Raw genomic sequence first — 24,916 nt, 5'->3', positions numbered from 1 at the left:
CAGACTCGCTTGTCAGCGGGTGGAATTGAAAAGCTGCCGAATCTGCTCGATCAGCGAATCGGTCTCGCTGCCCAGCCACCAGCGCAGTCCGCCGTAGACGATCAGGCAGACCAGCACGATCCCCAGCAGATAGACCCACAACGGGATCTCGTAGCGCAACAGCTGGCCAACCTGATCCGGCAGCTTCCAGCTTTCGTTGCGCTCGTCGCTCTGCTGTCGATAACGGGCGATGTCCTGCCCCAGCGTGTTGGCGATGTAACGCAGCTGGTCCCGGTTCTCCAGGCTGTACTTGCCTTCGAAACCGAGCGCGAGACAGAGGTGGTAGACCTCGAGCACGTCCAGGTTGGCGCGCACGTCGCTGCGCAGACTGTCGAGACGGTCATAGAAGCCTTCGCCAGCGAGATGCACACCGAAATAGCGGTACTGGAACGGATGCAGCTCGACATGCTCGCGAATGTTGCCCACCCCGCCCTTGAGCACGCTCTCGTCGAGGAAGGCGCAGAGTGCGTACTGGGCGTCCTTCACCGCATCGGCGCTGTAATTCTCGGCCCTGGCCTTCTCCTCGAATTCGCGCAACCACTGATCGACACGTTCGAGAAAGCGCTCGACGCTTTCGGCCTGCTGACCGCGGCGCACCATCAGGACCATGGAGATGAAGTCGCGCGACAGTGTCTTGAGCGTTTGGGGCTCGGCGATCTCGGAGGGATGAGCAAGGGCTTCGGTCATTTCATTACCGCCATCAGTTCAATGCTGAGATTCTTGAATCCGCTGGGGACGTAAAAGGCGATCGCCTGGGCGTCCATCATCCGTTCGTAAACGGCGCCATGGGGTTCGAGCGCGAAATAGTGGTTGTCCAGCCGCACCGGGATCGCGCTGGGCATGCGGGAGGCGTGCGTCAAGGTACCGCCCGGCATCGCGGTGTTGACCACCACCTCGATATCCTCCGGCGATCCGACCTTGAAGGCGCGAGGCACCAGTTCGAGGATCTGCGCGCCGGGCATGTCGGCGTGGACGCTGATGTAGAAGTCGGCGTTCTTGAGCCGAGCGTCATTGAGCCGCCCGACATAGTAGGAAGGTCGCGTCTGCTCGAGGGGGATCGGAATGTACTGGTTGGGCACCACGATCTCGAGCAACTCCCGCACCACGCTTTCCAGCCCCAGCAAGGCCGGCGCCGGATCACGATGATCGTAGTCCGGGATGTCCCCCAGCTTGTGGGACATGGAGAACGTCATCAGGCTGGCGGCGAATTCGGCCAGAAAGCGATAGAGCGTTTCGGGATGCAGCCGCGGATGCGCCAGCAGGTGCGCCAGCTGCGGGTAGGCACGATTGATGGTGTAAAGCAGCCAGAACAGGGTGACATCGCTGGAGCCGAACTCCGCCACCTGGTCGGCACGCTCGCGGCGACGGCCGGAGAGCGCCTCGCTTCGCGCCTGCAGCATGCCGATCAGGCGATTGGCGATATCGAAAGGCAGCGCGACGGAATCGATATGCAGTGCCGGCGGCATGAAGCGTTCGCTTTCGAGATTGAAGCCACCGGCAGCGTTGCGCTTGAGCAGCGCGATCGGGCAGTGGGTGAAACCATCCAGGCTGTCCCCTTCCATCAACAGGGTGGCGTTGAGTTCGAGCGTGCCCAGCTCGTTCTCCAGCGAGCCCTCGTTGAGATCGGGTCGCGTCTCGAAGCGCTGGACATAACGGCGCCCGCCGTGGCGCGGGGCGTCCTGGTCGAGATAACTTGGCGACCACGGCTCGAGCGTGCGCAATGCAGCGAATATCCTGACCTCTCCATTGCGCGCCAGCTCGTCGAGACTTCGCCCTGGCGGAAGCGGGTCGTGCTGAGGCGCATCAAGCAAGGTACCGTCGGGGAAGACCAGCTTGAGGCGGCTCAACCGCAATGTGCCCTGCTCGAGCGCACCCTCGTCAAAGGCGATCTCCTGCACACCCCACTGGAACGGGTGCTGGACCTGGCGCGACTCGGCCTGCTGGCGCTGATGGAATTCGTCCTGGTACTGAAAATGCTGGGGCAGAAGGAACATCCCTTCCGACCACATGATGCGGTTGTGTTTGCTCACGTCCCTGTCCCGTGCCTCTGAATACTGACGCCCGCCGCGCGGCCGTCCTCCGAATCACAAGCCCCGTTGGCTGCCGGCCCGACGCCGGATGGATTACCGACCGAGCAGATCGTGACCACGCTCGACTTCGACGCGATCATCGAGGAGGCGCAGCCGGACACCTTCCGAGGCGCTCAACAGGCCGTCGTTCCTGAGCTCTTCGGCGTCGAAGACAACGTGCCAATTGTCACCGACGACATTTCGGAAAAAGGCGGCAACACCGACGAACTGGGTATTGGGCGCCAAGGCGGCGACGTCCACCTCTTGCTCACCCGGCAGCAGAGTCACTTCGCGCTGGGACAACAGAGTGTTTCCCAGCACGCTCTCGCCCTCGCTCCAAAGCTGCCTTGGCGAGGCCGTGGCGAAGGGAGCCTGCTCGCTCAGCTGGTAAATTCTGACGACGACGGACAAGGGCTCACCATTGACATCCGGGTTGACCGATTCGTCGCTATCGATGGTGACTCGCACCCGCTCCTGGTTGCCGAACAGATCCCCCGCCCAGGTATCACCGAAGCGGTTACCGACACGATCGGCCACACCACAACCCGCCAGCAGAGCCATGCATAAACCCACTACCACAACGCGTACGGACGCCATCATTGCCGTCTCATTCACTCTATTATTTAGTCCCGAGAAAGCTCACGAAGTCTGAATACCAAAGAAGATTCGGCATCAATTTGTCTCGTGCGCCACACACCCTACCAGATTTAATGGCTATAATAAGCGTCGAATTTAACATTAGCTTACTCAGAAACATTTATTTACAAAAAGTTTGAGATCGACACATGAAAGTACAGTCTGTCAAATGGGCTCCGGTAGCGGCTTGCCTATTGTTGAGTGCTTGCGCAGCCGGCCCTCAATCCAAGGTCAATTATGTCAAGGCTACCGAACGCTTCGAAGGCACCCTGCCCTGCAATGACTGCCGCGGGATCAATACCGACCTGATATTGCAGCGTGACGCCATTACCGGAGCCCCTCAGGGCTTCTACCTGCACGAGGTCAAGATCGACGCGCCCGGAGGAGAGAGAGTCAATTCAACTTGGGGAAAATGGTATAAAAATCAAGATATTAATGATTTCAAACGGCAGCTTTATGTGCTCAGGCCAGAGGTGGGCGAGGTGCGCGCCTACGTCAGAATGGACAACGGCAATCTGCAGCCGCTGACAAATCAGGGCATGCCGGCAATCGACGACGAAGGCAAGAGCGTGGCCCTCGAACTGTTGACCCCGGATCTATCCCCCGCGACGGAGATGGATAAGGACAATTGAATCACGACTCGTGCTAGAGTGACGAGATAACCTTTAATTACACGAGATGTAAGAGATCGCCTACAACATTAATAGCAGATAACCTCGGAGCACCGTCTCGATTCTCCGATACAATACTTTGCGATTTCTGTTACCGGGTAGAATCTTGATCGTTAATCTATTGAGTCTTTCGGCGTCCTCGGCACAATGGGTCGCGAGCCGATGTTCAATGGAATGACACGACTGGCCTCGATAACCCAATCGATGCCAAGTCCATCTCGACGATATGACGTCGCACCGGGAATCGATCATGACGCAGTCCTTCGATGTTGATAGCTTCATCCGCTCGCGCAAACAGACGCGAGTGGTGTCGGATTTGCTCAAGGCGCAGGCAGCGGACTATCTCACGACCTTGGCGCCACTGGTGCGACCCCAACCGCTGTTCGGCGAGTACCTGCAGGGGGCGCCCCGCGGTAGCGGCCGGGAGACTCAGCATCACTTCAAGGAGTTCCGCACCCTGTTCGACAAGCATGCGGCGCAGCGTCCGTTCAACCTGATGAACGAGCTCGAGGTACCGCTCAACATCATCAACTCCACGCCTGAGCTTTTCCCACTCGAGTACGACCATGACCTGCCGGGCGGCAGCACGGTGCGCGTGACCAGCCCTGCACGCTGGGTGGTGGGTTATTCGTCATTCGACTTGAGCCGCTTTCGTCAGGTCGTCCGCGACCCCAATCGCAGCGGCTCGGAGCTGCACCGTTTCGTGGTGCACTACCTGATGCTGTTTCACTGCTTCAGCCGCGCCGCCGGCCTGGGTCGCCTTTTCAGGGGGCTGCGCTTCCCGGTCGGCTTCCAGCAACTGGACGATTTCGGCGAGCTACCTTTCTGCGTGATCAGCTCGCCGGTCGCCTCGACCCTGCCGGCAGACGACGTGATCCGCCACAGCACCGAAATCTCCGGAAGTCGCAGCTTCGAGGAGCTGATCTCCGAAGATGCGATCAATGCCATGCAGGACGATCTGCGGGAGCAACTGATATCCGCCGTCAGGGAGGCGCCGTCCGCCTGACCGCGAGGCGCAAACCGGGCACGACCCATTCGAACCCCAACGAAGCCGCCATCTCAAGGGAGGATCCTTTCATGGCCAAGAACGAGAGTACTCAACACAAGCTGTCGCGCGTCAGGGCACCGCGAGTTCACCTGACCTACGACGTCGAGATCGGCGACAGCATCGAGAAGAAAGAACTGCCGTTCGTGGTCGGCGTCATGGGTGACTATTCGGGCAACCCGCTCGAGCCACTGCCGCGACTGAAGGATCGCAAGTTCGTCAATGTCGACCGCGACAACTTCGACAGCGTCATGAAGGGCGTCAAGCCGCGCTTGAGCTATCGCGTCGACAACACTCTCGCCAATGACGGCTCACAGTTGCCGGTCGAGCTCAACTTCAAGCGCATGGAGGATTTCGAACCGCAGGAAGTCGTGCGCCAGGTCGAGCCGCTGCGCAAGCTGCTGGAGGTCCGCAACAAGCTGGCCGATCTGCGCAACAAGATGGGTGGCAACGACAAGCTCGAAGAGCTGTTGATGGACGTGCTGCAGAACACCGACAAACTCCAGGCCCTGGGTGAAGAGCTGGGTCGTGAAGCCGCTGCGAAACCGCAGAGCGACAAGGAATAACGGGAGTCTTCCATGGCCGACAATCAGACCGACAACACGTCACAGACCGAAACCCAGGAAGTCTTCGCACCGGAGACTTCACTGCTGGACAGCATCATCTCCGAGAGCCGCGTGGCTCGCTCGGAGACCGAGCGCACCCGTACCCGTGACCTGATCGACGAGCTGGTCAATCAGGTGCTGGAGGGAGAAGTCACCCCGAGCAAGGACCTGATCGCGGTGCTCGACTCGCGTATCGCCGAGATCGACTCGCTGCTCTCGGATCAGTTGAACGAGGTCATGCACGCCAGCGAATTCCAGCAGCTAGAAGCGTCCTGGCGCGGCCTCAAGTATCTGACGGATCAGTCCGAGACCAGCACCAACATGAAGATCCACATGTTGAACGCGTCCAAGAAGGACCTGGTCAAGGATCTCAAGTCGGCCTCCGAGTTCGACCAGAGCGCGCTGTTCAAGAAGGTCTACGAGGAAGAGTACGGCACCTTCGGCGGCGCCCCGTTCGGCATGATGATCGGCGACTACGAGTTCGGCCGCCATCCGCAGGACATGTACCTGCTGGAGCAGGTTTCCCATGTGGCGGCGGCGGCGCATGCGCCTTTCATCTCTTCGGCCTCGCCGGAGCTGTTCGGCTGGGATTCGTTCACCGACATGACCGGGCCGCGGGATCTTTCCAAGATCTTCGATACCGTCGAGTACGCCAAGTGGAAGTCCTTCCGCAATTCGGAAGATGCCCGCTACGTGGGCCTGACGCTACCCCACGTGCTCGGCCGCCTGCCCTACGGCGAGGAAACCACGCCGGTGGAAGAGTTCAACTTCACCGAGAGCGTCGACGGCCGCGACCACAACAAGTACCTGTGGATGAACGCCGCCTACACCATGGGCGCGAGGGTCACCGATGCGTTCTCCAAGTATGGCTGGTGCGTTGCAATTCGTGGCGTCGAGGGCGGCGGCCTGGTCGAGGACCTGCCGACCCACACCTTCCAGACCGATGACGGCGAGGTGGCATTGAAGTGCCCCACCGAGATCTCGATCACCGACCGCCGCGAGAAGGAGCTCTCCGACCTGGGCTTCATTCCGCTGGTGCACTGCAAGGGCACCGACTACGCCGCCTTCTTCGGCACCCAGTCCGCCCAGTTGCCCAAGCAGTACAACACCGACGTGGCCAACGCCAATGCGCGGCTCTCCTCGCAGTTGCAGTACATCTTCGCCACCTCGCGCATCGCTCATTTCATGAAGGCGATCATGCGCGACAAGGTCGGCAGCTTCGCCTCGCGCCAGAACGTGGAGGATTACCTCAACGAATGGCTGTCTCAGTACGTGCTGCTGGACGACAACGCCGGCCAGGAAGCCAAGGCCAAGTACCCACTGCGTGAAGCGCGCGTGGAAGTCGCCGAGGTCCCCGGCAAGCCCGGCGCCTACAAGGCGGTCACCTTCCTGCGGCCGCACTACCAGCTCGATGAGCTGACCGCGTCGCTGCGTCTGGTGTCGGAGCTGCCGCAATCCACTCGCGGCTCCTGATCCGCACGACCGAAGGCGGGCATCGGTCAAGTACCGATGCCCGCTGGCGAATCCGAGGCGATATCCGGGAGGCACGGCGCGCAGGACGGCGCCGCCACGATCCATCGTGAGATGAGGATGAGATGAGCGAACCCTTACAGATGGTTCCGACCCTGCTCGACCGTCTACTCGACGATGAGCCGCAGCACTCGACCGAAGCGCAACCCGGCCATCGCTGCTCGCTGGCTGACTACAAGAGCTCGGTGGTGCGCGATCTCGAACTCCTGGTCAACACCCGCCGGGAACTGGTGGCCGACGGGCTGGATGGCTGGCCGTCACTGCAGGGCACCCTGCTCGACTACGGCCTGCCGGACTTCATCAGCCGTGGCGTCCGCAGCACCGAGGATCGCCGGCTGATCCAGCGCCAGCTCGAACGCACCATCGAACAGGGCGACAAGCGCTTCAGCAGCGTGCGCGTGCAACTGCTCAACCAGGACAGCCACGACCGTATTCTCCAGTTCCGCATCGAAGCCGTGCTGTCGCTGAGCGAAGCGAGCCAGCGCGTGGCCTTCGATGCCGTACTGCAAGTCAACACTCGCCAATACAAGGTGCAGAACCTGATCTGATGCTCGACGACCTGCTGCCCTACTACGAGAAGGAACTCTCCCACCTGCGTTTTCTGGGTCAGGAGTTCGCTCAACGGTATCCGAAAATCGCCTCGCGACTGCTGCTCGAGGGGGACTACTGCGAGGATCCCCACGCCGAGCGGATGATCGAGTCCTTCGCCTTCCTCAGCGCCCGGGTTCACAAGAAACTCGACGACGACTTTCCCGAGATCGTCGAGGCGTTTCTCGACGTGCTCTACCCGCACTACCTGCGTCCGACACCGGCACTGTCGATCGTCGAGTTCGACCCGGGGGCACAGACCTCCCTGACCGGCGCGTATCACCTGCCCCGACATACGGCGCTGCACTCACGCCCGGTGGAGGACTCCTTCTGCCGCTTTCGCACCTGCTACCCGGTGGATGTCTGGCCGGTGGCGGTGAGCGGCGCCGAGCTGACCCGGCTGGAGCGCTCGTCGTTCAATGCCCATGGCAACGACAACGTCGCCAAGCTGACCTTGTCGCTCGAGAGTCTCGGCAACACCGATTTCGGCAAGCTGGGCATGGATCGCCTGAGATTCTTCCTCGATGGGGAAGGCACACTCATGCACCCGCTCTACGAGCTGCTGTTCAACAACGTGGCGCGCATCTCGGTCAGCTTCGTCGATGCCGGGCAGCAGCGCGAGATCGGGTTGGCACCGGATGCCATCGCTCCGGTCGGCTTCGGTCACGACGAAGGGCTGATCGACTACTCCGAGCGATCGTTCCTGGGCTACCGCCTGCTTCACGAGTACTTCACCTTTCCCGAGAAATTCCTGTTCTTCGACCTGAACGGCCTGGCCCGCCCCCTTGCCGGCAAGCCGGTGACCCAGGTCCAGATTCACTTCCTGTTCCGCGACTACGATCAGCACGAGCGTCTCGCCCGGCTGGCGCAGACCGTGGGGCGCCACAATTTCCGTCTCGGCTGCACCCCGGTGGTCAACCTGTTCCCGCAGCAGGCCGAGCCGATCAAGCTCAGCCACACGCGCCATGAATATCCGGTGGTGCCGGACGTGCGCCACTCCCGCTCCACCGAGATCGTCTCGATCGACGAGGTCACGCGGGTCATTCGCACCGCGATGCAGGACGAGGTCGCGCCCTGCCTGCCCTTCTTCGAGCCGCGGGACAGTGAAAAGCAGGCCCGCCAGAGCTACTGGATCGCGCGGCGGGTCGCCTCGGAAAACGCCCGCGACCCGGGCACCGAAATGCGCCTTAGGGTGGTCGATCGCGAACTGGAGATGCTCGACGCCAGCAGCGACACCCTGAGCCTCAAGCTCACCTGCAGCAATCGCGACCTTCCGCAGTTGATGACCTTTGGCCACCCGCAGGGGGATTTCACCCTCAAGCGCGAACAGGTGGTGCAGCAGATCCGCTGCCTGCGCAAGCCGACGGCCCCGGTACGCCCGCCCATGGGCAAGGGCCTGATCTGGCGCCTGGTCTCGCACCTGTCGCTCAACCATCTTTCGCTGGTCTCCGACGGCCGCGAAGCGCTGATGGAGCTGCTGACGCTCTACAACTATCGCCAGGCCTCGGCGATCCGCAAGCAGATCAACGGCATCGCCTCGATCGCGAGCGAACCGGTGATGACGCGCATCGGTCATCCGCGCCCCGCCTTCGTGCGCGGCACCGGCATCACCCTGGAGCTCGACGAAAGCCAGTTCACCGGTAGCGGTATCTACCTGTTCGGCACGGTGCTGGACCACTTCTTCGGCCAGTACTGCAGCCTCAACAGCTTCACCCAACTCACCCTGCGCTCTCGTCAGCGCGAACAGCGAGTCGCCCAATGGAAGCCGAGAACCGGTACTCAGCCCCTGGTCTGATCGATCAGGCCCGCGCCGAGCCCTGGCGATTCGGGTTCTTCCAGCTCGTGCGCCTGCTGCGGCTGCACTACAGCCGCACCGGGCGTATCGATCCCGAAAACCGCCCCCATCAGGACCCGTTGCGGTTTCGCTCGCTGCTGTCGCTGAACTTCCCGCCCAGCGAGATCAGCGACCTCTCCTTCGAGAGCGACAAGGTCCGTTCCGCCAGCGGCGATCCGCTGAGCGAGATCCAGGTCACGTTCATGGGGCTGGTGGGGCCGTCCGGCGTCCTGCCGCGCCCCTATACCGAACTGCTGATCAACCGCCACATCGAGAAGCGCGACGATGCCGCCCACGCGTTCATGGATTTCTTCTCGCACCGCATGACGGCGCTGTTCTACGAGGCGTGGCAGAAGTACCGCTTCCATATCGAATACGAGCGCAAGGGCAGCGCGGACTTCGAGGAGTGGCTGCTGCACCTGGTGGGTTTCACGCCCACCACGCTGGAGAAGAGTCTCGCCCGCGACGACGCGCCCGGCTCGCTGCGTCGTGACCTGTTCAGCTGGTTTTCCGGGCTGTGGTCGCAGCGGCCACGCAATCCGAGCAACCTGCAGTCGATCCTGGAATACACCTTCCAGCTGCCCTGCCGGGTCGACTCGTTCGCTGGCCGCTGGATACGCCTCGATCCGGCGCAGTACACCCGCCTCGGCCAGGCCAACGCCAGGCTCGGAGAGAGCGCCGTGGCCGGCACCCGGGTGCGTGACTATCAATCCGCCTTTCGCGTCTCGTTCGGGCCGCTGAGCCTGAGCGCCTACCGTTCGCTACTGCCGGACACCGAAGCGCACCGGAAGCTGATCAAGCTGGTGCGTTTCTACGCCGGCATCGAACTCGACTTCGAGATCGAGTTGATTCTCGACAGGCACAGCATTCCCGCCCCCCAACTGGGTGCGGGCGGCAGTATCAACCTGGGGCGGCTGGGTTGGCTCCAACCCGCCGACCGACCGGCCGCCTCCCACGGCCATGCACTCTTCGACATTCCCTACGACGGAGCCACGGCGTGAGTCTCAAATCCCTTTTCGACAAGCTCAACGATCCCTGCCGCGAAGCCACCGAAGGCGCAGCGGCACTGTGCCTGGCCGAGCGCCAGTACGATGTCGATATCGAGCACCTGCTGCTCAAGCTGCTCGACAGCGACGACAACGACTTCCTGCGCATCGCCCGGCACTACGACGTGTCGCTCGATCGCCTGGCGACGCAGCTCGAGGAGACGGTCTCGACCTTCAAGACCGGCAATACTCGAACGCCCGCCCTGTCGCCGCGCATCACCCGGCTGATCGAGCGCGCCTGGGTGATCGCCTCGATCGATCACGGCGAGGCCCAGATTCGCGGTGGCCACCTGCTGCTGGCGCTGCTCAAGGACGACGAACTGCGCCGGGTATTGCTGGATGGTGCCCGTGAGCTCGAGCGGATCAACGTCGACGACCTGCAGGCACATCTCGATGACCTGATCGGCGGCAGCAGCGAAGATCAGCACGTGCGCCCGCTCGGCGAGGGGACGAACGCCAGTGGCCCGAGCCAGAGCGCCGGCCACTCCTCGGACACCCAGGCCGGCGGCGGGCGCCCCGGCAAGAGCAAGACCCCGGCGCTCGACCAGTACACCATCGACCTGACCGGCAATGCCCGCGCCGGTCGCATCGATCCGGTGCTCGGCCGCGAGGAGGAGGTGCGCCAGATGGTGGACATCCTCACCCGACGCCGCCAGAACAACCCGATCCTCACCGGCGAAGCGGGTGTCGGCAAGACCGCCGTGGTGGAAGGTCTGGCACTGCGCATCGTCAACGGCGATGTGCCACCGCCGCTCAAGAACGTCGAGCTGCGCACCCTCGACCTGGGGCTCCTGCAAGCCGGCGCCGGGGTCAAGGGCGAGTTCGAGAGCCGACTCAAGAACGTGATCGAGGAGACCAAGCGCAGCCTGCATCCGATCATCCTGTTCATCGACGAGGCCCATACCCTGATCGGCAGCGGCGGACAGGCCGGCCAGGGCGATGCCGCCAACCTGCTCAAGCCGGCGCTGGCGCGCGGCGAACTGCGCACCATCGCCGCCACCACCTGGGCGGAGTACAAGAAGTACTTCGAGAAGGACGCGGCGCTGGCCCGTCGCTTTCAGGTGGTCAAGGTCGAGGAGCCGGCCGAGCCGGTGGCCATCAACATGCTGCGCGGCCTGAACGAACGGATGCAGGATCATCACAAGGTGACCATTCTCGACGATGCCATCGTCCAGGCCGTTCGCCTGTCGCACCGCTATATCACCGGCCGCCAACTGCCGGACAAGGCCGTCAGCGTGCTCGACACCGCCTGCGCCCGGGTCGCCCTGGCGCAGTCCTCGCAGCCGGCGGCGCTGGAGGACGCCCATCGTCGCGTCGACAACCTCAACAGCGAGATCGCCGTTCTCCAGCGCGAACAGCGCGAAGGCAGCGATCATGCGGAAACCCTCGCCGCGCTCGACGAACAGCTCACCGCGACCCGCAGCGAGATCGACGATCTCAGCGCACGCTGGGAGCGCGAGCAGGAGATCGTGACGCACCTCAAAGGCTTGGAGGCGGAGCGCGAATCCATCGAGACCGGCCAGCAGGATGGCGATGGCGACGCGCTGAGCCGGCAGATCGGCGAGGTCCGGCGAGAGCTGGCCGCGATTCAGGGCGAGCACTCGCTGGTGCACGGCCATGTCGACGGCAACGTGATCGCCGAGGTGATCTCCAACTGGACCGGCATTCCACTCGGCAAGATGATGCGTGACGAGATCGCCACCGTGCAGCGCCTGCCCGAACTGCTCGGCGAGCGCGTGCTGGGCCAGGATCACGCACTCGCCGAGATCGGCAAGCGCATCGCGATCTCGCGGGCGCGGATGGAGGACCCCAACAAGCCGATCGGGGTCTTCCTGCTGCTCGGCCCCAGCGGCGTCGGCAAGACCGAAACCGCGCTATCGCTGGCCGACACCCTCTACGGTGGCGAGCGCAACGTCATCACCATCAACATGTCCGAGTACCAGGAAGCGCACACCGTCTCCAGCCTCAAGGGCTCGCCCCCCGGCTACGTCGGCTACGGCGAGGGCGGCGTGCTGACCGAAGCGGTGCGCCGCAAGCCCTACAGCGTGGTGCTGCTGGACGAAGTGGAGAAAGCCCACCCGGACGTGCTGGAGCTGTTCTTCCAGGTGTTCGACAAGGGCGTGCTGGACGATGGCGAAGGTCGCGAGATCAATTTCCGCAACACGGTGATCCTGCTCACCTCCAACGTCGGCACCGACGACATCATGCAGCAGTGCCTGGGCGTCGAGTCCCTGCCCGCGCCGGATGCGATCGTCGAAAGCCTGCGCGATCAGCTCAACGGCGTGTTCAAGCCGGCGTTCCTGGGCCGGTTGAACATCATCCCCTACTACCCGGTACAGAAAGAGATTCTGCACAACATCGTGCGGCTCAAGCTCGACCGCATCAAGCACCGCTTCGAATACAACCATCGCGCCGAGTTCGAGTACGACCCAGCGATCATCGAAGCCGTCGCCGAGCGCTGCACCGACAGTGACAGCGGCGCACGCAATATCGACAACATCCTCTCCGGCAGCCTGATGCCGACCGTCGCCGCCCAGGTGTTGGACAAGATGGCCAATGGCGAGACAATCGAGAAACTGACGGTCAGCCTCGACGACCAGGGGGAATTCGCCTACGCGCTGAGCTGAGTCGGCAGCGTAGCAAGACGATAGCGTCCCCGGCGGCCGAGCGTGCCGTCGGGGACGTTTGCCATTCGGCGCGCGACGGTCATCCACCAAAGTCGTATTCAGCGAAACCAAAGCCCCCTGCCACGAAAGACAGATTTCCCCCGATATCGAGTCCGGCCATGCTGGCGATACCTTCCCAGATTGGTAAATCGCGTCATGCCCGACAATCTGCCTCAAGACACGCTCCAGCGGTGGCTCGGCAACCGCGAGCAGAGCACGGATCGTCTCGATAGCGCCCTGGTTGCCAGGGTCGCGGCGACGTTCAGCAAACCCTGCCCAGAACCAGGCGAGCCCCTGCCCCCCTTGTGGCACTGGGCGTTTTTCCAGAATCCGCTCCCCGGCGCGCAGCTCGGCGGTGACGGTCATCCGACTCGTGGCGGTTTCCTGCCGCCGGCGGACGACCGCAACCGGATGTGGGCCGGTGGCCGCGTCGAGTTTCTCAATCCGTTGAAAGTGGGTATCGAAGCACAGCGCGTCTCCACCGTGACCGATATTCAGGAGAAGCATGGCCGCACCGGCTCGCTGCTGTTCGTGACGGTACAGCACGACTACTCCCAGGCTGGCGAGCTCGCCATTCGCGAAGCCCAGGATATCGTCTACCGCCAGCCTTCCCCGCCGAAACTGTCGCTCGACGAGCCGATGCCGGAAGCCGACTGGTCGCAGACCCTCGACCCCGACCCGGTGCTGCTGTTCCGCTACTCGGCGGTCACCTTCAATGGTCACCGGATCCATTACGACTGGCCGTATGTCACCGGGACCGAGGGTTATCCGGGGCTGGTAGTCCATGGCCCGCTGATCGCGACGCTGCAACTGCAGGCGTTCTGCGACGCCAATCCTCAACTGTGCCCGACGCGCATGCAGTATCGCGGTCTGCGTCCGCTGATCGCCGACAAGCCGTTTCGGACCACCGGCCGGATCACCGACCACGGCACGGCCGAGCTGACCGCCGGCAACGACGACGGGCCGGCCCATCGCGCCACGGTTGAATTCCACGACATTGAAGACCAGGAGTCTCGAGCATGAGCCTCAACCCCATCGACCACGAGGCGCTGGAAGCGATCCGCGACGGCGTTCGCAGTCTGTGCCAGCAATATGATGGCGAGTATTGGCGCGACATCGACAAGGCCCAGGGCTTCCCGGAGCAGTTCGTCACCGAACTGACCGAAGCCGGCTGGCTCGGTGCGATGATCCCCGAGGCGTTCGGCGGCTCGGGTCTGGGTCTGGCGGAAGCCAGCGTGATTCTGGAGGAGGTCAACCGCTGCGGCGGTAATGCTGGCTTCGTTCACGGCCAGATGTACAACATGGCGACGCTGCTCAAGCATGGCAGCGAGGCGCAGAAAGCCGCCATCCTGCCCCGGCTGGCCAGCGGCGAGCTTCGCCTGCAGTCGATGGGCGTCACCGAGCCCACCACCGGCACCGACACCACCAAGATCAAGACCACGGCCGTCAAGCGCGGCGACAAGTACGTGATCAACGGCCAGAAGGTGTGGATCTCGCGGATTCAACACTCTGACCTGATGATTCTGCTGGCGCGCACGACGCCGCTGGCCGAGGTCAAGCGCAAGTCCGAGGGCATGTCGATCTTCCTGGTCGACCTGCATCAGGCAATCGCCAATGGCATGACGGTCCAGCCGATCGACAACATGGTCGGCCACGAGACCAATGAGCTGTTCTTCGACAATCTCGAGCTGCCGGCGGATAGCCTGATCGGCGAGGAGGGCAAGGGCTTCCGCTACATTCTCGACGGCCTCAACGCCGAGCGGACCCTGATCGCGGCGGAGTGCATTGGCGACGGCCGCTGGTTCATCGACAAGGCCAGCCGTTACGCCAACGAGCGCGTTGTGTTCGATCGCCCGATCGGTCAGAACCAGGGAGTGCAGTTCCCCATCGCCGAGGCCCATATCGAGGTGGAAGCCGCCGATCTGATGCGCTGGCGTGCCTGTCAGGAATTCGATGCCGGTCTGCCGGCCGGGGCCAGCGCCAACATGGCGAAGTACCTGGCGGCCAAGGCCTCGTGGGAGGCGGCCAATGTCTGCCTACAGACCCACGGCGGCTTCGGCTTCGCCACCGAGTACGACGTCGAGCGCAAGTTTCGCGAGACTCGCCTCTATCAGGTCGCTCCGATCTCCACCAACCTCATCCTCTCCTACGTCGCCGAGCACTTGCTCGACCTGCCACGCTCGTTCTGAGGTTACCCATGAAGATCTCACAGCTGGATCATCTGGTGCTGACGGTCGCCGATATCGATGCGACCTGCGATTTCTACGGTCGTGCGCTGGGGATGAAGCGGATCGCCTTCGGCAACGGGCGTAGCGCGCTCGTCTTCGGCCAGCAGAAGATCAACCTGCACCGTCACGGCCAGGAATTCGAACCCAAGGCGCACCGCCCCGTGCCGGGTTCGGCGGATCTCTGTTTCCTCAGCGACACACCGCTGGAGCAGGTGATCAACCACCTCAAGACCGAACAGATCACGATCATCGAAGGTCCGGTGGATCGGACCGGCGCCACCGGCCCGATCCGTTCCGTCTACGTTCGCGACCCTGACGGTAACCTGATCGAGATCGCCAATCGCATGGAGGAGCCTGGCAATGAATGACCTGACCCATGATCGAACGCGAGAACTGGCAGGCTTTCTGGCCGAGCTTAGTTACGCCCACATCCCGCAAGAGGTCGTCGAGCGCTGCCAGGCCTACTACCTGGACTGGCTGGGCTCGGCGTTGGCCGGCAAGAACCACGCACCGATCCCGCTATTCGAGCAGTACAGCCAACTCATGGGGCCGAGTGATGGCGGCTGCCAGCAGTTGACCGACCGGCGCATGACGTCGCCGCACTTCGCCGCCCTCGTCAACGCGGCCGCCTCGCATGTGGTCGAGCAGGACGATCTGCACAACAGCTCGGTGCTTCACCCGGCGACCGTGGTCTTTCCTGCCGCCCTCGCCACCGCCCAGGATCTGGGCAGCAGCGGCGAGGCGCTGATCACCGCCGCCGTGGCCGGTTACGAAGCGGGCATTCGGATCGGCGAGTTTCTGGGTCGCTCCCACTACCGTGTCTTCCATACCACCGGCACCGCCGGGACGCTGGCCGCCGCCGTGGCCGCAGGCAAGCTCATGGAACTCGACACCGACGGTTTCGTGAACCTGCTCGGCAACGCCGGCACCCAGGCGGCGGGGCTATGGGAATTTCTGCGCGACGCCGCTGATTCCAAGCAGTTGCACACGGCCAAGGCAGCCTCCGATGGTCTCCTTGCCGCCTACATGACCCACAGCGGCCTGACCGGTGCCAGGCACATTCTCGACGGCCCCCAGGGAATGGCTGCCGGGATGTCGACCGATGCCGATCCCAGCCGGCTGACGGATCGTCTCGGCGAGCGCTGGGCGCTGGTCGAGACGTCGTTCAAATTCCATGCTTCCTGCCGACATACGCATCCGGCGGCGGACGCCCTGCTGGCATTGATGCAGCGAGAAGCGCTGACCCACGACGCCATCGAGACCGTCACGGCGAGAGTCCATCAGGCGGCGATCGACGTGCTCGGACCGGTGGTCGACCCGCGCACCATTCATCAGGCCAAGTTTTCGATGGGGAGCGTGCTGGGGTTAATCGCGGTTCATGGCGATGCCAGCCTGGCCAGCTTCCGGGATCACGCCCTGCAGGACGAGGCGGTGGCCAGTTTCCGCCAGCGTGTGTCGATGGTACTGGACCCGGAGGTGGATGAGTCTTACCCCCAACGTTGGCTGGGTCGGGTCGAGGTCACGACCCGCGACGGCCGCCGCTTGAGCGCGGCCATCGATGAACCCAAGGGCGATCCGGGCAACACCCTGAGCCGGGACGAGCTGGAGGCGAAGTTCCGCCGCCTCGTGACCTTCTCGGGTGCCGCCAACGATGAAGAAGTCGTCAGGCTGATCGCCCACGCCTGGCACCTGCCCTCGGTGGCACGCCTCGAGCCACTGCTGTGAGCCGGCGACCCGCCGGCATCGCATCTCCATTTCGCGAACAGGATCCCTCATGACTGCTCAACCGCCTCGTCCGCTGGATGGCATTACCGTCGTCAGCCTGGAACACGCCATCGCCGCGCCCTTCTGTACCCGCCAGCTCGCCGACCAAGGGGCTCGGGTGATCAAGGTCGAACGCCCCGGTGTCGGCGATTTCGCCCGCAGCTACGATGAACGGGTTCACGGCCTGTCGTCGCACTTCGTCTGGACCAACCGGTCGAAGGAGAGCCTGACGCTCAACCTCAAGCACGAGGCTGCCGCGCCGATTCTCGACGATCTGCTCGGCGAGGCGGACGTGCTGGTGCAGAACCTGGCGCCCGGCGCCGCTGCCCGAATGGGGCTCGGCTTTGATGCATTGCACGCGCGCTTCCCCAAGCTGATCGTGTGCGACATCTCCGGCTACGGTGAAGGCGGCCCCTACGAGACCAAGAAGGCGTACGACCTGCTGATCCAGAGCGAGGCAGGATTTCTCTCCGTCACCGGCGGCCCGGAACCCGATGCCATGGCCAAGGCGGGCTGTTCGGTCGCCGATATCGCCGCCGGCATGTACGCCTACAGCAACATCCTTGCCGCACTGCTGCTTCGCGGGCGAACCGGCGAGGGCTCGCACATCGATGTCTCGATGCTGGAGAGCCTGGTCGAGTGGATGGGTTATCCGATGTACTACGCCTTCGACGGCGCAACACCACCGCCTCGCGCCGGCGCGTCCCACTCCACGATCTACCCCTATGGCCCCTTCCCGACCGGCGACGGCGGCACGGTCATGCTGGGTCTGCAGAACGAGCGGGAGTGGCAGCTGTTCTGCGAGAAGGTGATGGAACAGCCCGCGCTGGCCACGGACGAACGCTTCGATGCCAACTTCAAGCGCTCGGCAAATCGCGACGCCCTGCGCGAGCTGATCGACACGGTCTTCTCCGAACTCACGGCAGAGCAGGTGATCGCCCGTCTCGATCAGGCCCAGATTGCCAATGCCCACGTCAACGACATGGCCGGTGTGTGGAACCATCCGCAGTTGGCCGCGAGAGATCGCTGGCGCGACGTGATCACCCCTGGCGGGCAGGTGCCGGCAGCGTTGCCGCCCGGACGCAATGCAGCGTACGAGCCACGCATGGACGCGGTCCCCGCATTGGGCGAACACAACGCAACTATCCTCAAGCAGTTGGGCTACGCCGACGAGCAGGTGAACGCCCTGCGCCAGGCCGGTACGATCTGACGGGTACCCGCTCGGAGACCGGCTGACACCCGCCATCCATCGCTCACGCAGCCATTCATCCACCACGCATTCGCCACCGCAAGGAACCGGCTCATGACCTTGACCACCCCACCTCGCTCGGCCCTGTTCGTCCCGGCCAATCGCCCCGAGCGCATTCCCAAGGCGCTGGCCAGCGGCGCCGACATCGTTATCGTCGATCTGGAGGATGCGGTCGCGCCAGCAGCGAAACCGATGGCACGTCAGGCGCTGGGTGACTTTCTCGAGACGGCATCGCCGGGCGCCGTCTGGGTGCGGATCAATGCCGCGGACACCGATGATTTTCTCGAGGATCTCGCGTTATGCCGTGACCGGCCGGGCATCGCCGGGCTCGTCGTTCCCAAAGCGGAAAGCACCAGGAGTCTGGCCCAGGTGAAAGCACTCGGTTACCCGATGATTCCGCTGATCGAGAGCGCCAAGGGCCTGGACCATCTGGAAAAGCTGGCGCGGGTCGAGGGTGTCGTCCAGTTGAGCTTCGGCGCACTGGATCTCAGCCTGGATCTTGGCATCGAGCCGGGTAGCGAAGGGGGAAACTGGATGCTGGACCAGGCACGCTATCAGATCATCCTGCAGTCGCGCCTGGCCGGGCTCGCGGCCCCCATCGAGACCGTGCATCCCGAATTTCGCGACATGGGCGTCATCCAGCATGCCGCCAGGCGTGCCGTCGAGATGGGCTTTGCCGGCATGCTCTGTATTCACCCGAGCCAGGTCACGGTGGTCAACGACACGTTTCTGCCTACCGCCGACCAGTTGGCATGGGCGAAGCGCGTGATCGCAGCGGCCGAGCAGGACGCTGGAGCCGGGCAGATAGACGGCCAGATGATCGACGCGCCGGTCATGGCCCGCGCCCGACGGCTCGTCGCCAGTGCCGACCGGGGCTGAAAGACCCCAACCGAAACAGTTGGCGGCGCGTATCACCACCGCGCCGCCAGCTCATGCAATACCGCTGTCCTGGCGGCGATGATCCACGTTAACTTCTGTGACCTCGAGCTTGACTGCCGTGGCAACCTGACGGAATAGCCGCGATCCTGCGACGATGATTGAGCATGAAATTTCGTCGATGACGAGCCATGAACTGCACTTCAAAGAATTCATAAAAATAACATTACTATTTGAATTTAATACTATTTTTGTTTTTGACATCATATCAAAACCGGCATTCTCCAACTTTCCAGCTTCGACTTTTTAAACTTTTTAAACCAGAGAAAGGCGTTATCTTTATCGCCCTAATGGTCCCGAGTCCCGCCGAAGGTTGAATATACGAATCGAGATAATTATCCGCATACTCCGCCTGGCATCGCCAATAAGGCGTTATTACAGACGCCAAGACGACAGAACAAACCCAGGAGTGAAATGCCATGTCCCTCATCAATCCAAAAACAGTATTTGGCGCGATCGGAGTTGCCATCCTGATGGGTGGCGTTGCGACTGCTCAGGCGCAGGATCCCATCGTCATCAAGTTCTCCCACGTCGTGGCCGAGAACACGCCCAAGGGCCAGGGCGCGAAGATGTTCGCCGAGGAAGTGAAGGAGAAGCTCGGCGACCGGGTCAAGGTCGAGGTCTATCCCAACTCATCGCTCTACGGCGATGGCAAGGAGATGGAAGCATTGCTGCTCGGCGACGTGCAGATGCTGGCCCCCTCGCTCGCCAAGTTCGAGCAGTACAGCCCCAGCCTGCAGCTCTACGACCTTCCGTTCCTGTTCGACGACATCAATGCCGTCGACCGCTTCCAGCATTCCGACGCCGGCCAGGGCCTGCTCGACTCGATGCAGGATCGCAACATCCAGGGGCTGGCCTACTGGCACAACGGCATGAAGCAGCTCTCTGCCAACAAGCCGCTGCGCGAACCCAAGGATGCCCGCGGCCTCAAGTTCCGCGTACAGGCTTCCGACGTGCTCGACGAGCAGTTCAAGGTGCTCCGCGCCGTTCCCCGCAAGATGAGCTTCGGCGAGGTGTACCAGGCGCTACAGACCGGCGTGGTCAACGGTCAGGAGAATACCTGGTCGAACATCTATAGCCAGAAGATGCACGAAGTGCAGCCCTACATCACCGAGTCCAACCACGGCATCATCGACTACATGGTGATCACCAACGCCGACTTCTGGAACGGACTGCCGGACGATATCCGCAGCCAGCTGGAAGAGATTCTCGCCGACGTCACCAAGAAGGTGAACCAGCAGGCCTACGACCTCAACCAGCAAGCCAAGCAGGCGATCATCGACGCCGGCACCAGCGAGATCATCCAGTTGACGCCGGAAGAGCGCGAAGACTGGCGCGAAGCGGTTCGTCCGGTATGGAAGATGTTCCAGGACGACATCGGTGAAGACCTGATCGAGGCTGCCCAAGGCGCCAATCAGTCCGATACCGCCCAATCTGAAACTTCCCAGTAACCGAGCCGACCATGACACGTTTCCTGCGTGCCTGGGCGCATCTGGAGGAGGGCCTGGTGGCCTTCCTCCTCGCCCTCATGACCTTGGTGACCTTCAGCTACGTGATGGTCAATAACCTCTATACCGTCTTCTATGATGCAGCGGACCTGTTTCCGTTCGCGGAAACGCCGCTCTTCGCGATTGGCGATTTCATCATCGACCTGGCCCAAGAGATGACCTGGAGCATCGCCCTGACCAAAGCGTGCTTCGCCTGGCTGATCTTCCTGGGGATCGCCTACATCGTGCGCATCGGCGCCAACATCGGCGTCGATCTGATCGTCAGACTGCTGCCGGAGCGTGCGCGACGTGGCGTTGGCATCATCACCTGCCTGATCTGTATCGCCTACACCGCGCTGTTCGCCATCTCCAGTTATAGCTGGGTCATGGCGCTGATGCGGGCCGGCATCGGTGCCGAGGATCTCGACCAGTACGGGGTTCTGCAGTGGCACATCACGATCATCGTGCCGATCGGTTTCACGCTGGTGCTGATCCGCCTGATCGAGGTGCTGATACGGATGTTGCGTGGCCAGCAGATCACCATGGAACTAAGCAACGAGTCCACCGACGCCCTGAAGCTCCAGGACGAGGCCGGCACTGAGGAGAAGCCGACATGACCATCGCCTTTCTGTTCGTGGTGCTCTTCGGCCTGCTCTTCCTCAACGTGCCGATCGCGTTCTCTCTGGGCATTGCCAGCTCGCTGACCATCATGCTGTTCAGCCAGGATTCGCTCAGCTCGCTGGCCATCAAGCTGTTCGAGACCTCCGAACATTACACCCTGCTGGCGATCCCGTTCTTCATCCTCGCCGGCGCCTTCATGACCAGCGGCGGCGTGGCGAAACGCCTGATCAATTTCGCCAATGCCTGCGTCGGCCATATCCGCGGCGGCCTGGCAATCGCCTCGGTGCTCGCCTGCGTGATGTTCGCGGCCCTTTCGGGTTCGTCCCCGGCCACGGTCGCTGCCGTCGGTTCTGTGGTCATCGCGGGAATGGCGCGATCCGGCTACACCAAGGACTTCGCCACCGGCATCGTCTGCAACGCCGGCACCCTGGGCATCCTGATCCCCCCCTCGATCGTGATGGTGGTCTACGCCACGGTCACCGAAAGCTCCGTCGGCAAGATCTTCGTCGCGGGCATCGTGCCCGGCCTGTTGCTGGGCCTGATCCTGATGGTCGCGATCTACATCGTCGCGCGGATCAAGAAGATGCCGGCGCTGCCGCGGCCGTCGGTCAGCGAGTTCCTCGCCACCGCCCGCAAGGCGAGCTGGGGACTGCTGACCATCGTGATCGTGCTGGGCGGTATCTACGGCGGGTTCTTCACGCCCACCGAAGCCGCTGCCGTGGCCGCGGTCTATGCCGGTTTCGTCGCGCTGTTCGTCTATCGCGACATCACCCTCAGGCAGTGTCCCGGCGTGCTGCTCGATGCCGCCAAGCTCTCGGTGGTGCTGATGTTCATCATCGCCAACGCGATGCTGTTCGCTCATGTCCTGACCACGGAGCAGATCCCGCAGACCATCACGGCATGGGTCGTCGAGCAGGGTTTCTCGCCGATCACCTTCCTGCTGGTGGTGAATATCGTGCTGCTGGTGGCGGGGTCGTTCATGGAACCGTCGGCGATCATCCTGATCCTGGCCCCGATCCTGTTTCCGGTCGCCACCCAACTGGGCATCGACCCGATCCACTTCGGCATCATCATGGTGGTCAACATGGAGATCGGCCTGGTGACGCCACCGGTAGGCCTGAACCTGTTCGTGGCGTCGGCCGTCACCGGCATGCCGCTGACCCGCACGATCCGGGCCGCAACGCCGTGGCTGTTCCTGCTGCTGGGCTTCCTGCTGCTGGTGACCTACGTGCCCTTCCTCTCGCTCGGCCTGCCGAACTGGCTGGGAATGCCGTAGCGGCCCAGACGAGCCATCACAGCATGCCATTGTCGAGGGCGCCGTCACGGCGCCCTCTCTCTTTGCGGGGAGCCGCACTCCCCGCGCGTTCCGACCTCGTTGCCCGACCCATCGAGAGCGACTACTTCAGCCACCAGGACAGGATCAGCAGCAGCAGCAGCACGGTGGCGATGGCCTGCCACACGTTAGCCGGCTCCCGCCACGGCCGCCGCCCCTCTTCGTCGCCTTTCGGTGCGGGACGGAGATGGTAGGCAAGCTCCGTGATCCGGCGGAACCTCAGCGCCCGCAGCGGATCGAGCGAGCGGCGCAGCGCATCGTCGAGATCGCCGCTGATCGCCGGGTTGCTCAACTGTGCGCGCCGGTAGGTCATCTGCTCCAGGTCGGTATGGCTGCGCAGATGATTGGGCAGGAGGGTATAGGGCAGGTGGCCGGTGAGCATCCAGTAGATGGTGGAAGCCAATGAATACTGGTCGCTGCGCCGACCGACCTCGGTGTCCAGCGCATACTCCGGCGCGCTGTGTTCGGTCAGCCCGACCTGACGCGCGAGTTGACGTGCCTCGCCCTGGGCGTCGCCCTCGCGCTTGTGACAGGCTCCGAAATCGGTCAGCAGCAGGTTGCCATGCCGGTCGATCAGGATGTTGTCGGGATGAATGTGCTGGTGCAGCACGTCGTGGCGATGTAGCGCCTGAACCGACTTGACCAATTGCCGTGCAATCTCGAGACGCTGCTCGAGACTGGCCTGGGGATGTCGTCCCAGCCACTCGGTCAGCGTCTCCCCATCGACGTAGCTCATCAGATAGTAGAGATAACGTCGTGGCCGGGCCGGCTCCATCACCTTGACCACGAACGGCGAGTTGACCCTTTCGACGACCCACTGCTGCAAGCCGAAGTGCTCGAGATAGACGTTGCGCGTGGAGAGCTCGGGGCTGGGCGCCTTCATCACCATGTCGCGTCCGCTGCGCACGTCGCGCACCCGGTAGAGTCGTGCCTTGGCGGTTCGGGAGAGCACATCGACGACCTCCAGGCCGTCGAGCCGTTCGCCCTTGGCCAGCTCCGGCGGCACCGGCAGATGATGATAGGCGCGCGGCGGCTCGTCCGGCTCGTCGTCCGAGAGCCGGTCGACACGCACCAGTTGGAAACAGAACTGGTTGGCGTTGTAGCCACGCTCGATCGCCCGCTGGTTGGCCGCCTCGGCAAGCCGCTCGCAGGCGGCGTCCAGATCGCTGACATCGGCCCGGATCAGTTGCACGTACTCCGACGGTACCAGGGTGCCGCGGACCGCCTGGGTCATGAACAGGAACAGATCGCCCTGCTTGAGCGAAAAGGTCGAGTAGTCGATGTCCACGTGGCCATCCATCCCCAGCGCCCGGGAGGGATAGCGATACCCGCCCAGGTCGGTGACGTGATCCCGTGTCAGTTGCTCGAACTCCGCCCCCCGAATGCGGTAGACCAGGGTATCGCCCATGTGGAACAGGTGAGCGTCGTGCTGATGAAAGATCATCGCCGACAGCGAGCAGATGTAACTGCCTCCTTCGATATAGCCGCTCTGGCTGTGACACCAACTGTTCAGGGCACGCAGTACGCGGGTCGCGGAGGTCTTGATGTCCCAGTGCTCAGGGGTCGAGTAGTAGTCGGCGAGGAACCCCCGCACACTGAGATCGCCGGCCTGCTTGGCGATCGAGTTGCGCCAGGTGGAGTCGCTGATCAGCGCACAGCCACCCTTGGAGACCAGTTGCTCGCCCTGGGGAACCTGAACCGACATCGAGCTACGATGACGATGCAGATCCGGTGCGACGAAGGCCTGACCGTAGGTCAACGACAGTGAGCTTTTCGACAACGGCTTTCTCCCGGTTGATCGACGAAGGGCGATGGATGCTCCTGTCCCGGGACCGACACCTCCGGTGACATCGGCGTCTCCACGTCGAGGTTTTCGGATGGCGGTTCTTGGCCCGGGTTGGTAATCGGCCTAGCCTATTCGTATAATTCCCCGGATTTTCGCCCGCTGGTGTTCAACCTGCAAACCGCAAGGACTCAACGATGAGTTTCGACAAGATTCCCGCCGGAAAGGATCTCCCCAACGACGTGTACGTGGCGATCGAGATTCCCGCCAACCACGCACCGATCAAGTATGAAATCGACAAGGAGATGGACGCATTGGTGGTCGACCGCTTCATGGCCACCCCGATGTTCTATCCGGCCAACTACGGTTTCATCCCGAACACGCTGGCCGATGATGGCGACCCCCTCGACGCGCTGGTGGTCACGCCCTACCCGGTCCAGCCCGGCAGCGTGATCCGCGCCCGCCCGGTGGGTGTGCTCAACATGTCGGACGAAGCCGGCGAGGACGCCAAGCTGGTGTGCGTGCCCCACGAGAAACTGAGCGCGCTCTACGACGACGTTCATGAGGTCACCGATCTGCCGGAGCTGCTGCGTCAGCAGATCGCCCACTTCTTCGAGAACTACAAGGATCTCGAGAAGGGCAAGTGGGTCAAGATCGACTCATGGGACGGCGCCGACGCCGCCCGCAAGGCGATCGAGAAAGCCGTCAGCGCCTACGAGAACGAGTAAGCGTCACGCCCTCGGGCCTCTCCGTTAGCGGCACTGACGAAAAACGCCGCTCCGGCAT

At 62.9% G+C, this 24,916-nt stretch carries 22 protein-coding genes; 18 read left to right on the top strand and 4 right to left on the bottom strand.

Features of this window, described 5'->3' with window-relative positions; genetic code table 11:
* Positions 1-12 precede the first annotated feature (12 nt).
* The 3 genes from icmH to tssJ all read right to left on the bottom strand — a co-directional run bounded on the left by icmH (position 13) and on the right by tssJ (position 2,705).
* Complete coding sequence (gene icmH / locus DOM56_RS09945; RefSeq protein WP_110598239.1) at positions 13-726, bottom strand: type IVB secretion system protein IcmH/DotU; 714 nt, start codon at positions 724-726, stop codon at positions 13-15.
* Positions 723-2,069 carry a type VI secretion system baseplate subunit TssK gene (tssK, locus tag DOM56_RS09940; protein ID WP_110598240.1) on the bottom strand — a complete coding sequence of 449 codons (1,347 nt, stop codon included), beginning with the start codon at positions 2,067-2,069 and terminating at the stop codon, positions 723-725. The genes icmH and tssK overlap by 4 nt, the downstream gene beginning before the upstream one ends.
* 93 nt (positions 2,070-2,162) lie before the next feature.
* A complete protein-coding gene (gene tssJ, locus DOM56_RS09935; RefSeq protein ID WP_280951291.1) occupies positions 2,163-2,705 on the bottom strand; it encodes a type VI secretion system lipoprotein TssJ in 543 nt (180 codons plus the stop codon).
* A gap of 188 nt (positions 2,706-2,893) precedes the next feature.
* On the opposite strand from tssJ, the gene DOM56_RS09930 reads away from it, so the two are divergent.
* The 17 genes from DOM56_RS09930 (at position 2,894) to DOM56_RS09850 (ending at position 22,290) form a co-directional block, all read left to right on the top strand.
* Positions 2,894-3,376 carry a copper resistance protein NlpE N-terminal domain-containing protein gene (locus DOM56_RS09930; protein ID WP_110708603.1) on the top strand — a complete coding sequence of 161 codons (483 nt, stop codon included), beginning with the start codon at positions 2,894-2,896 and terminating at the stop codon, positions 3,374-3,376.
* A 289-nt stretch (positions 3,377-3,665) separates the two neighbouring features.
* Positions 3,666-4,421: a hypothetical protein gene (locus DOM56_RS09925; protein WP_110708602.1), complete on the top strand. Its 756-nt coding sequence runs from the start codon at positions 3,666-3,668 to the stop codon at positions 4,419-4,421.
* 71 nt (positions 4,422-4,492) lie between these two features.
* Positions 4,493-5,026 carry a type VI secretion system contractile sheath small subunit gene (gene tssB, locus DOM56_RS09920; protein WP_110598244.1) on the top strand — a complete coding sequence of 178 codons (534 nt, stop codon included), beginning with the start codon at positions 4,493-4,495 and terminating at the stop codon, positions 5,024-5,026.
* 12 nt (positions 5,027-5,038) lie between these two features.
* Entirely contained in the window at positions 5,039-6,538 is a 1,500-nt protein-coding gene (tssC, locus tag DOM56_RS09915; protein WP_110598245.1) for a type VI secretion system contractile sheath large subunit, read from the top strand.
* A gap of 122 nt (positions 6,539-6,660) precedes the next feature.
* Entirely contained in the window at positions 6,661-7,143 is a 483-nt protein-coding gene (gene tssE / locus DOM56_RS09910) for a type VI secretion system baseplate subunit TssE (protein ID WP_110598246.1), read from the top strand.
* A complete protein-coding gene (gene tssF / locus DOM56_RS09905) occupies positions 7,143-8,978 on the top strand; it encodes a type VI secretion system baseplate subunit TssF (RefSeq protein WP_110708601.1) in 1,836 nt (611 codons plus the stop codon). Before tssE ends, tssF begins: the two co-directional genes overlap by 1 nt.
* The gene (gene tssG / locus DOM56_RS09900) at positions 8,942-10,018 is read left to right on the top strand and encodes a type VI secretion system baseplate subunit TssG (RefSeq protein WP_110598248.1); all 1,077 of its coding nucleotides are present in this window, start codon (positions 8,942-8,944) and stop codon (positions 10,016-10,018) included. The genes tssF and tssG overlap by 37 nt, the downstream gene beginning before the upstream one ends.
* Complete coding sequence (gene tssH, locus DOM56_RS09895) at positions 10,015-12,690, top strand: type VI secretion system ATPase TssH (protein WP_110708600.1); 2,676 nt, start codon at positions 10,015-10,017, stop codon at positions 12,688-12,690. Before tssG ends, tssH begins: the two co-directional genes overlap by 4 nt.
* 195 nt (positions 12,691-12,885) lie before the next feature.
* Positions 12,886-13,752 carry a MaoC family dehydratase N-terminal domain-containing protein gene (locus DOM56_RS09890; RefSeq protein WP_110708599.1) on the top strand — a complete coding sequence of 289 codons (867 nt, stop codon included), beginning with the start codon at positions 12,886-12,888 and terminating at the stop codon, positions 13,750-13,752.
* Entirely contained in the window at positions 13,749-14,918 is a 1,170-nt protein-coding gene (locus DOM56_RS09885; protein ID WP_110708598.1) for an acyl-CoA dehydrogenase family protein, read from the top strand. The genes DOM56_RS09890 and DOM56_RS09885 overlap by 4 nt, the downstream gene beginning before the upstream one ends.
* A gap of 8 nt (positions 14,919-14,926) precedes the next feature.
* Positions 14,927-15,325: a VOC family protein gene (locus DOM56_RS09880; protein ID WP_110708597.1), complete on the top strand. Its 399-nt coding sequence runs from the start codon at positions 14,927-14,929 to the stop codon at positions 15,323-15,325.
* Entirely contained in the window at positions 15,318-16,682 is a 1,365-nt protein-coding gene (locus tag DOM56_RS09875; protein WP_110708596.1) for an MmgE/PrpD family protein, read from the top strand. Before DOM56_RS09880 ends, DOM56_RS09875 begins: the two co-directional genes overlap by 8 nt.
* Positions 16,683-16,731: 49 nt before the next feature.
* Positions 16,732-17,931 (top strand): CaiB/BaiF CoA-transferase family protein, encoded by a 1,200-nt coding sequence (locus tag DOM56_RS09870; RefSeq protein ID WP_110708595.1) that lies wholly within the window; start codon positions 16,732-16,734, stop codon positions 17,929-17,931.
* A 93-nt stretch (positions 17,932-18,024) separates the two neighbouring features.
* On the top strand, positions 18,025-18,849 hold the full coding sequence (locus DOM56_RS09865) for a CoA ester lyase (protein WP_110708594.1): 825 nt from the start codon (positions 18,025-18,027) through the stop codon (positions 18,847-18,849).
* A gap of 530 nt (positions 18,850-19,379) precedes the next feature.
* The gene (locus tag DOM56_RS09860) at positions 19,380-20,357 is read left to right on the top strand and encodes a TRAP transporter substrate-binding protein (RefSeq protein ID WP_198655747.1); all 978 of its coding nucleotides are present in this window, start codon (positions 19,380-19,382) and stop codon (positions 20,355-20,357) included.
* Positions 20,358-20,368: 11 nt separating this feature from the next.
* The gene (locus DOM56_RS09855) at positions 20,369-21,010 is read left to right on the top strand and encodes a TRAP transporter small permease (protein WP_110708592.1); all 642 of its coding nucleotides are present in this window, start codon (positions 20,369-20,371) and stop codon (positions 21,008-21,010) included.
* Complete coding sequence (locus DOM56_RS09850; protein ID WP_110708591.1) at positions 21,007-22,290, top strand: TRAP transporter large permease; 1,284 nt, start codon at positions 21,007-21,009, stop codon at positions 22,288-22,290. Before DOM56_RS09855 ends, DOM56_RS09850 begins: the two co-directional genes overlap by 4 nt.
* Before the next feature lie 121 nt (positions 22,291-22,411).
* Here the strand turns inward: DOM56_RS09850 and DOM56_RS09845 are convergent, their stop codons facing one another.
* Complete coding sequence (locus DOM56_RS09845) at positions 22,412-24,127, bottom strand: bifunctional protein-serine/threonine kinase/phosphatase (protein WP_110708590.1); 1,716 nt, start codon at positions 24,125-24,127, stop codon at positions 22,412-22,414.
* Between the two features lie 200 nt (positions 24,128-24,327).
* Between DOM56_RS09845 and ppa the strand changes: the two genes are divergently transcribed.
* Positions 24,328-24,858: an inorganic diphosphatase gene (ppa, locus tag DOM56_RS09840; protein ID WP_110598259.1), complete on the top strand. Its 531-nt coding sequence runs from the start codon at positions 24,328-24,330 to the stop codon at positions 24,856-24,858.
* Positions 24,859-24,916 lie beyond the last annotated feature (58 nt).

This window comes from Salinicola sp. CR57 (assembly GCF_003206585.1).
In the GTDB taxonomy this organism is placed as follows: domain Bacteria; phylum Pseudomonadota; class Gammaproteobacteria; order Pseudomonadales; family Halomonadaceae; genus Salinicola; species Salinicola lusitanus.
This window is presented reverse-complemented; position numbering and strand designations above follow the sequence as displayed.